9 protein-coding genes and 6 pseudogenes are annotated in these 9,992 nt (G+C 38.4%); 3 read left to right on the top strand and 12 right to left on the bottom strand.

Translation table 11 applies throughout. From position 1 onward, the window contains the following. Positions 1-206 precede the first annotated feature (206 nt). Positions 207-605 (top strand): Imm63 family immunity protein, encoded by a 399-nt coding sequence (locus FTV52_RS13635; protein ID WP_120402731.1) that lies wholly within the window; start codon positions 207-209, stop codon positions 603-605. A gap of 72 nt (positions 606-677) precedes the next feature. On the opposite strand, the gene FTV52_RS13630 is transcribed toward FTV52_RS13635, so the two are convergent. The 3 genes from FTV52_RS13630 to FTV52_RS13620 form a co-directional block, all read right to left on the bottom strand. After that, positions 678-944, bottom strand: coding sequence for an immunity protein Tsi6 family protein (locus tag FTV52_RS13630; protein WP_163168972.1), 267 nt, complete (start codon positions 942-944; stop codon positions 678-680). Between the two features lie 84 nt (positions 945-1,028). Next, entirely contained in the window at positions 1,029-1,343 is a 315-nt protein-coding gene (locus tag FTV52_RS13625; protein WP_179990996.1) for a BrnA antitoxin family protein, read from the bottom strand. Beyond that, positions 1,330-1,617, bottom strand: a complete 288-nt coding sequence (locus FTV52_RS13620) for a BrnT family toxin (protein ID WP_005244624.1) — start codon at positions 1,615-1,617, stop codon at positions 1,330-1,332. The genes FTV52_RS13625 and FTV52_RS13620 overlap by 14 nt, the downstream gene beginning before the upstream one ends. Before the next feature lie 372 nt (positions 1,618-1,989). Here FTV52_RS13620 and FTV52_RS13615 point away from each other — a divergent pair. Next, a pseudogene (locus FTV52_RS13615) lies at positions 1,990-2,319 on the top strand (tetratricopeptide repeat protein); the annotation flags it as partial. A 74-nt stretch (positions 2,320-2,393) separates the two neighbouring features. Here FTV52_RS13615 and istB read toward each other — a convergent pair. Next, positions 2,394-3,167, bottom strand: coding sequence for an IS21-like element ISAba8 family helper ATPase IstB (gene istB / locus FTV52_RS13610; protein WP_001053379.1), 774 nt, complete (start codon positions 3,165-3,167; stop codon positions 2,394-2,396). Beyond that, positions 3,167-4,012, bottom strand: a pseudogene (gene istA, locus FTV52_RS13605) (IS21-like element ISAba8 family transposase); the annotation flags it as partial. The pseudogene istA and the gene istB, both read right to left, overlap by 1 nt. Between istA and FTV52_RS13600 the strand changes: the two are divergent. After that, positions 4,010-4,228 (top strand): annotated as a pseudogene (locus FTV52_RS13600) (IS66 family transposase); the annotation flags it as partial. The pseudogenes istA and FTV52_RS13600 sit on opposite strands and share 3 nt — an antisense overlap. Before the next feature lie 370 nt (positions 4,229-4,598). Here FTV52_RS13600 and FTV52_RS13595 read toward each other — a convergent pair. The 7 genes and pseudogenes from FTV52_RS13595 to FTV52_RS13565 form a co-directional block, all read right to left on the bottom strand. Continuing rightward, positions 4,599-4,874, bottom strand: coding sequence for a helix-turn-helix domain-containing protein (locus FTV52_RS13595; RefSeq protein WP_016658816.1), 276 nt, complete (start codon positions 4,872-4,874; stop codon positions 4,599-4,601). Continuing rightward, positions 4,867-6,171 carry a type II toxin-antitoxin system HipA family toxin gene (locus FTV52_RS13590; RefSeq protein WP_179990995.1) on the bottom strand — a complete coding sequence of 435 codons (1,305 nt, stop codon included), beginning with the start codon at positions 6,169-6,171 and terminating at the stop codon, positions 4,867-4,869. Before FTV52_RS13590 ends, FTV52_RS13595 begins: the two co-directional genes overlap by 8 nt. Before the next feature lie 214 nt (positions 6,172-6,385). Next, positions 6,386-6,704: pseudogene (locus FTV52_RS13585) on the bottom strand (helix-turn-helix domain-containing protein); the annotation flags it as partial. A gap of 292 nt (positions 6,705-6,996) precedes the next feature. Beyond that, positions 6,997-7,383, bottom strand: coding sequence for a carboxymuconolactone decarboxylase family protein (locus tag FTV52_RS13580; protein WP_177155611.1), 387 nt, complete (start codon positions 7,381-7,383; stop codon positions 6,997-6,999). Then, positions 7,383-7,781, bottom strand: a pseudogene (locus FTV52_RS13575) (aldehyde dehydrogenase family protein); the annotation flags it as partial. The pseudogene FTV52_RS13575 and the gene FTV52_RS13580, both read right to left, overlap by 1 nt. A 262-nt stretch (positions 7,782-8,043) precedes the next feature. Beyond that, positions 8,044-9,102 (bottom strand): 2,3-butanediol dehydrogenase, encoded by a 1,059-nt coding sequence (locus tag FTV52_RS13570; protein WP_004281883.1) that lies wholly within the window; start codon positions 9,100-9,102, stop codon positions 8,044-8,046. 121 nt (positions 9,103-9,223) lie between these two features. After that, positions 9,224-9,992 (bottom strand): annotated as a pseudogene (locus FTV52_RS13565) (IS3 family transposase); the annotation flags it as partial.

Genomic DNA, 9,992 nt, shown 5'->3' with positions numbered 1-9,992 from the left:
GACCGACAATCGTTTAAGTTCTTTATCCGACATAGACACCAACATATCAAACCGTCCGCTAAGAAAATTGCAAAAGTGCATATTCTAAAAGCGGACATTTTTACTTTGGAGAAACCGGACATTTCTATTTTGGAGTTACATTTTGACTTCGTATAAGAGATTTTATGTTAAATAGATATTAAGAACATTTTGAGAATCAAAGAATAATGCTTACATTTTTAGAAATTCAACGTAAGGTTGATCAAATTTGTGAAAAAATTGGGCTGGAAAAAAAAAGAGTTTGGCCCGCAGTTCAGAATGATGGAGCTCCATATGTATTAATCCATGAAAATAAATATTGGTATATTTCTGAAGAAAGAGGAGAAGTTTTTTTTGAAAAAACAACTAAGGATTTTGAAGAGTTGCTTTATTGGATAATGGATAATTTTATATCTAGCTATTCGTTTGAGTTTGAACTTAAGAATAGAACTAGAGGACAAGATTCCCGTCGACTCGCTTTTTCAAAACAAATTGAACTTTTTGGTTTAATCAGTGATCAATGGAAAGTAAAAAAAGAAAATGAGATAAAAAAAGTATTGGAAACAGCTCCTTTTAGAGATGTTTGATTTATAAATATTTATTTTCAAGAGAATTAAAATATCTATGGAATTTCGCATAACAGCCATTATGTTAAATATCTATTCAAGTAACATTATTCTGACTTCATTAGCTACTTGATAAAAAAATTCAGAAGTTTCTTGATCTAAAGGCTCTATTTCTCTAGCTGTTTGAACACCAATAATAATTGACTCTAATTTTGATTTATCTATGTCACCCGTATTTTCACAAGAAATAAGATATTTAAGTTGCTTCCTAATCGATGATGTAACCTCTAAATCTGGAAATTTTTGAGATAAATTTTCACAATGCTCTAAGGCAACTTTAAATAATTCAATCCTTTTCATAGTCACTATTAATAATTAAATATTTCTAAAATTAACATAATACACCTTATACGCAGTCAAAAATGGGAGCCTAAGCTCCCATTTTTATTGATGATTTTTTAATTCTTTTAGCATAGCATCCCGTAAGATTTCATTCATACGTGTTTGATAACCTTTCCCTTGTGCTTTGAACCAAGCAAGTACATCAGCATCTAAACGAATGGAAGTCTGTTGCTTCACTGGGCGGTAAAATTGATTTTGGCGTACAGCATTACTCCAGTCGGCAACTTCAGGAATATCTGATAGATCTAGCTTATCGTCAGGAACTGTTCCCTTAGCAAGCAAGTGTTCAATTTCAGCATCTTGCTTGTCGCTGAATTTTTCATTCAGCTCTTTGCGTGAGTATCTAACCATGCTCATATTTATCTCGCTCTGCTTTAGTTACCTGTCTTGCACTAATGATTCGTATGATTTCACAGTCATCTTCATCAAAGATGGTGTGAGCTACTAAGAGCATTAGTACGCCTTTTACTTTCCCAATGGTCTGCCAACGTTCTTCACCATCGGTATGTCTGTCCTGAATTGAGATCCTCAGTGGATCATCAAAAACAAGGCTTGCCGTTTCGAAAGAGACATCGTGCTTTTTCTGATTCTTTCGATTCTTTGCCTCATCCCATTCGAAATACTGTTTCATAAAAAACATTCAAATTTGTATATACAATAATGTATCACAAAATTATATCACTCAAGTTGAGAAGCGTAATTTTTAGTCAAAATTATTGGCAAAAACTATCAAAATCGCTCATAAAAAAGCCGACTTGTTTCAAAATCGGTTTTTTGGGCATTTTTGGATTTTTCTTGTTTTATTAAGTATCTGATATTTATATTAATATACAAATGTATTGCGTATAACCACCATTATGTTAAATAGAGATAAGACATACTCTAATTTTAGAGTTTTCTTTTAGGTATGATATAAAAATATACAAGCCTAACAGTTTAGTTTAAAGGTTAAAAATTGAATAAATTAACAAATATTTTTATGGCTTTAGGAGTTTGCCTTTCAATGGAAACATTTGCAGAACCTGTTTTTTCTAATGATTTATTAGCGAAAGCAGAAAATGGAGATACTTCTGCTCAGTTAGAATTAGCCGAGATTTATCTATATGGTCATGGTGTTGATTCAGATGAAAATCAAGCTGAAGTTTGGGCTCTTAAATCAGCAGAAAATGGAAATGTAGCAGCAATGTTTTGGTTAGCTGATGGATATGTTACCTATGCTAGATTAATGGAAGATGATGACAAAAACGATTCTTTAGAACATTTCCAAAAAGCTTTTAAGTGGTTTCAGAAAGCCTCAGAAAATGGCCATTCTGAATCAATGGTTGAGTTAGCTTGTCAACGGCATTCTAAAATTGACCCCTTTTACCTTACAAATGGCGAAGTAAAATTGACCCCTTTGATCTCGTATTAAGTTTCAACCTGAGGCTGAATCCCAATTCTTTTTTTATCCTTCAAACGATAACTCTCACCCGATATTTGTACCACATGACAGTGATGTAATAGCCGATCTAACATCGCAGCGGTCAACGTGACATCATCCGCAAATGACTTAGACCATTGGCTAAAGGGTAAGTTACTCGTCAATATCGTACTGCCTTTTTCATAACGCTTGGCAATCACGTTAAAGAACAGATTCGCTTCTTCACGTCCAAATGGTAAATAACCAATTTCATCGATAATCAGTAACTTGGGTCCCAGTACCGCACGTTGCATATAGGTTTTCAGTTTACCTTGCTGATAGGCTGTACTCAGTTGCAGCATGAGATCGGCGGCGGTAATGAACTTGATCTTAATGTTGTTCATGATGGCCTTATAGCCTAATGCCATAGATAAGTGCGTTTTTCCTACTCCGCTAGCCCCGAGAAACACCACATTTTCTGCTCTAGCAATAAAGCTCAGATTGAACAGTTCAATCACCTGTGATTTAGGGGCCCCTAGGGCATAATTAAAATCATAGTCTTCCAGGGTTTTGACTTGAGGCAGGCCTGAGAGTTTCATCAGTACCTGCTGGCTGCGCTGTTGCCTGGCAGCATATTCATGCGTCAAGATCGCTTCAACAAAGTCGGCATAACTTCCATCCTGACCTAATGTTTGTTGTGCATGATGTGACCATTGTGATGCGATGGCAGGCAGATTGAGCTTTTGGCAAAGCTGCTCTATACGGTCGTATTGCAGATTCATCAGGAAACTCCCAGCAACTGGTCATATACAGATAAGGGATGCTGCAAACTCTCGTAGGGCATGACATGCTCTGCTGCTGCAACAGGTACAGTGCTAGAACCTGTATCTGATTGCGGTAATGGCGTAAATTTTTGCTGCTCCTGTTGCAGTCGAACAGCCGGTTTTTCTTGCGTGGTGGCATGAATCCGCTGATTGGCGGTTTCATGCAGCCACCGGCCAATGTGGGCATTGGCGACATCAACATCTAACAATAAACCTGAAGTCTTCAGGCTTGCTTTCAATGGCACAATAAAGCTTGATTTGAGGTATCCATTAAAGCGTTCAACTTTGCCTTTGGTCTGTACACGGTAGGGCTTACATACGCGAGGACGAAAGCTGTATTTCTTGGCGCAGTCGAGCAGTTTGGGGTTCCATTTATGCTGCCCCTCCTGATAGGCATCCCGTTCAATCATGATCGTTTTAGCGTTATCAAACAGGATTTCCTGAGGTACTCCTGCAAAGAACTGAAATGCATTTTCTAGACCATCGATCCATGCATCCGTACGTTCATGATCATAAAATTTCACGAAAGTCGCTCTGGAATACCCTAATGTTGCGACAAAGGCTTTTAAAGTCGTGTTGTTGCGTCGAATCGTAGTGAAATCCACCTGCATTTGTTGGCCAGGTTGGGTTTCAAAACGAATGATCGGTTCCGGTTTGGCAACTGGTTTTAATGTTGCAAGATATTCCCTCAAGATCCTGATCTTTCCTGGATATCCCAACCCTAAAATTTCCTGGTAGAGTACAACAGCAGGAATCCATTCAGGATGAGCTGCGTTTACACGTTGGAGTAAATAGGGTTTATGCGACCTTGGGCCTTAGGGCGCAAGAACTGGCTGTTTGCAGGTTCGCTGCGCAGTGGTCAGCGAGCGGCAAACATCATGACTTTAATCCAGTCAGCAAAGCTGAATGGCTTGGATCCGTATGCCTATTTAAGTGATGTGCTGAAAAGGCTGCCGACGCATAAAGCGACCCAAATAGAAGAATTACTGCCACATCGCTGGAAATCCAACTCAAATTAAAAAATAGGCATGGGGTTCAGCGGACGCTTACGCTTTACAAGCCTGAACGATCTGCTGTTTAAATTCAGCACTGTATGTTCTTCGTTTTTTCGCAAGAGATGCGATGGATGTCTGATTATTTGTAGTCATAAATTTAAGTCCCCACTTGTTTCTAAGTGGGGACTAAATTAAGGCTTATAGGATGAATTCAGAAGGTGTGTTCAGCGGACGCTTACCGTTTTTTAGCAACAGGAGGTGTTGCTGAATATATATCCATGTTCATGGATTAAGTCCCCACTTGTTTTTAGGTGGGAACTAAATTAAGGCTTATAGGATCGCTTGGTAAGGCTGTGTTAGCCGGATGCTTACCTTTGAATTAATAACTTTTAACTCAATATCTAATAACAATCTTTAAACCAAAGGTGCTTAGGAGTTTCATCATAGATTCCAAAGTCGGATTACTATTGGGCTGTTCCATTTTTTGCAAAGTTTGGGGTGCTATTTTTGTGATTTTAGCCATTTCATTTAAAGTCAAATGAAGCTCAGTTCGGATATAACGAGCAACCTTGTAAAATGGCCAGTCAGGATTTTGATTAATCGTCTCCAATATTTCTTGGCGCTTTCTTAACTGCTCAATTGCCGTCATAGGTTTATAGCGCTTATCCACGTGCTAACTCCTGAATCTGCTGGCATATATTTTCAATCCGGTACTGACTATTTTGCAAAATCTCCTGAGAGATCTGCAATTTGTTCATTTCGGCCATCAATCCTCGATAGAGGGGTAATTGCTTGACTAACTCTGCCTGAATTTCATGATGTGAAATACCAGTTTTCGCTGTGACTTGTTCAATCACTGAACGCCAAATTGGCATACCACCATGATCATCTTTTTCCCAACGAGTCGTTCGTGCGATACCATCAGGATGTAACCACATCGGTGCAAAATCGTAGAGTGGAGTCAGTTGTATAATGCCATTATTCAAGCGTTGTATCGCTGTATTGCGGCTATGATTATCTTTATTGCCTAAGGCAACATTGGCCAAATCACGTTTAAGATATTCGAAGATCTCCTCTTTCGGATGACTACAACACTGTGTGAGTAATTCACAGATTTGATTATGAGTCATCCTAATACCAAAACCAGCTTTTCCACTTAGAGATGCAAGACTTTCCTGTGCAATACGCTGGACTTTTCCATCCTGTACGTAGCGATCAAATCTTGGAATAAACAGGGTTTTACCATGTAATTGTAATTCCTCATGTACGCGTAAACCCAAATAATGAGCAATTTTCATATAGTGTGCTTCATTAGTTAAAATTTTATTCAGGCTTTCGTCACTACCACGACTGAACTTCACTAACCAATGTTTTTTTACCTGATGATCTGCAAGTGTGTGATCTAAATAAAATAGGTCATCATGTCCTTGGGAGAGGAGTAGCTTTGGCCATTCACCTTGAACACCTGAAGAGCCGGCAATGAATAAGCCATAAGAGGCGAGCGATTCAATGAAGTGCTCTTTTCGTTCTATAATCTCACTTAGGCTAAAGCCTATATTTTGATCAGTCGGAAAGCTCCTTTGCAGCCACTCATGAGCTTCTTTAATACGTAAATGTCCAATCGGGTTGCCAGCTCCAGCTTTTAAAAGTGCCCAATCTGCTTGTTCTTGTGCATTTTCACTGTAATTTAGTTGTCTTAATAATTCTTTACGACCATAGCCCTGTGGAAGTAAATCCATTAAGAAAGCAGGCCAAGTTTCATTAATTTTATTTTGTACATTCACAGGAAAATGATAGGCGAGTGCATGGCCATCATGTAAGTCCATATAAGAAATTGCATATTCAAATAAATATGAAGTACGAGTTGGTGTTTGCCAACCATGCTCATTTTCACCCATCAACTCAACAATTGCACAGTCAAGCCACTGGTCATCCTGATAAATTTGAATGGTACAATATTTACTCATAACTTTATTAAAATAGTAAAATATATTAAATATTCTTATTATATACCTATTTTAATAAAATAATATTAATTATCTTTCTATTTGCTTGTTAGCCAGTATATTTCTACATGGGAATAACAAGTCATGTGAGTTGATCTCACCGGCTGCTATAGTTTGAGGCAACATCGTCAATAAACATTAGCAGACTACATTTATCAGCATGTCCTTCAAATTAATCATGATATGAGCCGTTAATAAGTCAGCTGCAATCATCCAAGAATGCGGTGTTTTCGTTAAAATATTGAATCCATGAATGCTGGTCAGCTTTTCATGCACTAGATTCAGCCACTTGAGTCTAAAAGGAGCTTGGAATTACAGGTTTGACCATGTGCAGTAGGAGCTGATGCAGATGGACCTTGAGCTTTATATTTTTTCAGTAAGCGTCTGATCTGGCGTTCTGAAATGTGAAGTAGCTGAGCAGCCTGAGATTGGGTGATGCGTTGATCACAGATTTCTTGCAAGACCGACAATCGTTTAAGTTCTTTATCCGACATAAACACCAACATATCAAACCGTACGCTTCGATAATCGCAAAAGCGAGTATTCTTTACTTTGGAGAAACCGGACATTTCTATTTTGGAGTTACAGTTGTACTTCGTATAATAGTGATTATGTTAAATTGATATCAAGTGGCAAAATTTTCATTAATTTTGATATATGGTAATGATTTACTCACTTTAATTGTCAATATTTCTTATGCTGAAAGTATTCATAGGTTTCAATCGCAAATAGAATAACCGCATTTAATAATGCGGTTATAATTTTAACCTTTGATTGGTAAAATTTTTAAATATTTTCCTGTTCATATTCTAAAATTGCTTCTTTTGCAATACGGAAACTATCTACAGCAGCTGGCACGCCACAGTAAATTGCTACTTGCAAGAGTACTTCTCGAATTTTGTCTTTAGGCACGCCATTACGTAAAGCTCCTTTAACATGTAGCTTCAATTCATGCGGACGGTTTAAGGCTGATATCATAGCCAGATTAATTAGACTACGTTCAGGTTTGCTCAGTTCTTCACGTCCCCAGACCGCCCCCCAACAATACTCCGTGACCAGTTCCTGTAAAGGTAAGTTAAAATCATCAGCATTGTTGATCGAATTATTGACATAAGCTTCGCCAAGCACCTGTTTACGAATCGCTAAACCTTTTTCAAATTTTTCATTACTCATTAGCCTAATCCTCCAAATAAGGTGTATTTGATTTCGAGATAATCTTCAATGCCATATTTTGAGCCTTCGCGCCCTAAACCTGACTGTTTAATTCCACCAAACGGTGCAACCTCATTTGAAATCAAGCCTTTATTAATTCCAACCATACCGTACTCGAGTTGTTCACTCATGCGCCACGCACGACCTAAATCTTGTGTGTAGCAGTAAGCAGCTAAACCAAATTCTGTGGCATTGGCCATCTCAATTGCTTGTTGCTCAGTTTCGAACTTAAAAATTGCAGCTAATGGTCCAAAAGTTTCTTGAGTTGCAACATCCATCTCTGCAGTTACATCGGCAATAATGGTCGGTTCGTAAAATAACTCACCAGCGCTGTGTTGTTTTCCACCTGCAACGGCTTTGTTGCACAAAGATTTCATAACTATATGATTTTAAAAGTTTTGATTATTTTTTGATCTAAAATTAAATCTATTTAAATCAGATGCTTACATATTTATGCAACAAAGCCTTATATCTTTACTAGGCTCTATGATCAAAATCATACTGGCACTCAACACTGTAAATTTGAGAATGAATCTGTACGTACAGACTCATTCTCTATCGATAAAGATATTAGAAATAGCTACATAGAGTTTATTTCTAGCTTATTCAAATTAGGCTTTACTATGGATGAACAATAATTTTTACAGCAGACTCATTATTATGAATCAGCGTTTCAAAGCCTTTAGAAACAAGATCATCTAATGCAATACGTTGGGTAATAAAAGGTTCTAGATTAATCTTACCTTGCTCGACTAAACGGATGGTTTCCTGATGGTCATTGACATAAGCAATCGTTCCACGAATATCGAGCTCTTTCATGACCACACTATGCACATTAATTGTGGCAGGATGGCTCCAAATAGAAACGATAACGACTACACCAGTTGGTTTCATTGCTGCAACGAGTGTATCCATGACTTTATTGACACTACTACATTCAAAAGCGACATCTACACCGCGGTCTTCTGTAATTTTCATTACCTCAGCAACTACATCAACCTTAGATGGGTCTAGTACATAATCGGCAACACCCGCTTCTATCGCTTTTTCTTTACGTTTTGCACTCAGTTCAGTAATGATAACCGTGAGACCTTTAGCCTTTAAAATAGCAGATAAAAGTAAGCCTATTGGGCCTGCTCCACCAACCAGTGCGATATCGCCAGCTTTTGCGCCACTTCTGACATAGGCATGATGACCGACAGATAAAGGTTCTATCAATGCTGCTTGGTCTAAAGGAATATCATTTGAAATAGGATGTACCCAACGCCGCTGAACTGCAATTTTTTCAGAAAGACCACCACCGCGTCCGCCTAAACCAATAAAGTTCATATTTTTTGATAAATGATACTTATCATTGGGGCCAGTCGGCACATCGTCAGCAATAATGTAGGGTTCAACTACGACATGTTGCCCAATTTGGATATCATCTACACCCTCTCCAACTGCATAAACCACGCCTGAAAATTCATGTCCCATTGTTACAGGTGCAGATTCTCCCGAAATTGGGTGTGGGTGACCACAAGGTGGAATAAAAATAGGACCTTCCATGAATTCATGTAAATCCGTACCGCAAATACCACACCACGCAACTTGAATTCCAACTGTGCCTGGAAGTACTTTCGGTTCAGGGATATCTTCAATTCGAATATCCCCTCGGTCATAAAAACGAGCTGCTTTCATTTTGTATTCCTTATATTGATGTTAACGGTAAACCATTCCACCATCTGTCAAAATAGACTGACCTGTAATGTAGTTTGTGAACTGAACCGTACCGGGTTTGTCGGAGACTTTTTTATTTAAGTTAGGCCACCTGACCTAACGGGTTAATCTTATCATAGTACATTGCTTCAAACTCAAAAGGTGATACATAACCCAGTGCACTGTGTACACGCTCTTTATTGAACCAATCTACCCAGTTTAGTGTCGCAAGTTGTACATCTGCTAAACCTTGCCAATCCGCTTTTAAATATTCAATCACCTCTGTTTTGTATAAGCCATTCACCGTTTCAGCCAAAGCATTATCGTATGAATCACCGGTCGTACCGACTGATGCTCGTAAATTTGCTGCTTCTAAACGATTGGTATAACGAATGGAAAGATATTGCACGCCTCTGTCACTATGATGAATCACGTTCTTTGGCATGCCTCGATCATGCAATGCTTGCTCCAGTGCATCGAGCACCATATCTGTATTCATACGTGTTGATACTTTCCATCCAACAATTGCTCGCGAGAACACATCAATAATAAAGGCGGTATAGACCCAGCCTGAATGAGTTTGAATATACGTGAAGTCAGCGACCTGAGAAGCATTGCTTCGCAAGGGTCAGGATGATCTGCATTAAAATTGCGTTTTACTAAGTCATCTGCTCGTTTTTGATCATCTCGGCTACGGGTGGTTTGTTTATTCTTACCACGCCAAACACCTTGTATACCTAGCTTCTGCATCAATCGAGCAACTGTACAACGTGCGATAACATAACCTTCACGTTTCAATTGTTGCCAGACCTTACGCACACCATATCGACCTAAACTTTCTTTCCAAATACGTTTGATTTGCTCTGCATGAT

Origin of the sequence: Acinetobacter sp. YH1901141 (genome assembly GCF_013416935.1) — a bacterium.
In the GTDB taxonomy this organism is placed as follows: domain Bacteria; phylum Pseudomonadota; class Gammaproteobacteria; order Pseudomonadales; family Moraxellaceae; genus Acinetobacter; species Acinetobacter towneri.
This window is presented reverse-complemented; position numbering and strand designations above follow the sequence as displayed.